The organism is Parafrankia sp. EUN1f, assembly GCF_000177675.1.
Classification (GTDB): domain Bacteria; phylum Actinomycetota; class Actinomycetes; order Frankiales; family Frankiaceae; genus Parafrankia.
In genome coordinates, this window is the sequence record NZ_ADGX01000369.1 from 1 (window position 1) to 1,208 (window position 1,208).

Annotated in this window: 1 protein-coding gene and 1 CRISPR repeat array; the gene reads right to left on the reverse strand. The window is 71.0% G+C overall.

What is annotated here, in order from left to right:
* Window positions 1-827, reverse strand: an 827-nt coding sequence (gene istA, locus FREUN1FDRAFT_RS39135; protein ID WP_035957704.1) for an IS21 family transposase, incomplete at its 3' end; no start/stop codon positions are given.
* A gap of 57 nt (window positions 828-884) precedes the next feature.
* A CRISPR array of direct repeats spans window positions 885-1,157; the repeat unit is 29 nt; unit sequence CGGATCACCCCCACGGGCGTGGGGAGGAC.
* Window positions 1,158-1,208 lie beyond the last annotated feature (51 nt).

Below are 1,208 nucleotides of genomic sequence, written 5' to 3' on the forward strand. Positions count from 1 at the left end.
AGATCGACGGGGCGGGTGCCGGTCGCGCGGACCCGGCGGGTGTTCGCCTGGGCCAGCCAGCTCTCGAGCTGGGCGTTGAAATCGATCGGGCTGGTGACGGTGCGGCCGGGAAGGAACGAGGTCTCCAGGAAACGGTTCGTCCGCTCGACCATCCCCTTGAACTCCGGGTCCCGCGGCGGGGCCAGTCGGATCCTCGTGGCCAGCGTCCCGGCGAACGCGGCGGCCGGGCCGCTGACCCGCCCGCTGCCACCGATCGCGGACTCACGGTCCCAGACCAGGGTCCGAGGCACCCGGCCGACCTGGCTGATCAGCTGCCACATCCCGGCCAGGATGTCCCCGCCTTGGCGTGACGGGATCATCGTCGCTGTGGTGAACCGGGAGAACGCCACCGTCATCACCAGGACCGGCAGCGTCCGTGTCTGCCCCCACCCGACCGGGATCTTCGGCTCGGGGAACCACAGGTCGCACTGCGCGACCTGTCCCGGCTCGTACGTCACCCGGTCCACCGGGTCCACGCCGGCGTACTCGGGGCGGATCTGACTGATCCGGTCCCGCAGGATCGACGACGAGTGCGTCCAGCCGATCCGCTGCGCGATCACACTTGCTGGCATCCGCGGATACTCGGCCAGCAGCGCCCGCACCGCCGGCTCGACCGCGTCGGTCAACCGCCGCCGCGGCGCTCGCTCGTAGCGGGGCGGCCGGTCCGAGACCAGAGCACGCCGCACCGTGTTCCGCGCGATCCCCAGCCGCCTGCTGATCTCGCTGATCGAGACACCCTCAGCGCGATGCAGCCGCCGGATCTCGGCCCAGTCCTCCACAGTGATCACCCTCCAAGGCTGAAGGGTGCGCCGTTTTACTTCGGCAACGCCTGGTCAGATTTCGCTCGGCACCGACACACGGGCGTGGGGAGGACGTCCATCAGCTCCTGCGAGGCCCTCTCGTCAGCGGATCACCCCCACGGGCGTGGGGAGGACAACCGGCCGTGGTCTCCGCAGGGGAAGCGAACCGGATCACCCCCACGGGCGTGGGGAGGACGAGCACCCCCTGTCAGGCCAGCCGACCAGCGGCGGATCACCCCCACGGGCGTGGGGAGGACGGCTGCGCGGGCGGCTGGCCGGTGACCTCCTCCGGATCACCCCCACGGGCGTGGGGAGGACCTCACCTGCCTTTTGTCTGCCCGCTGATGTCCACGGATCACCCCCACGGGC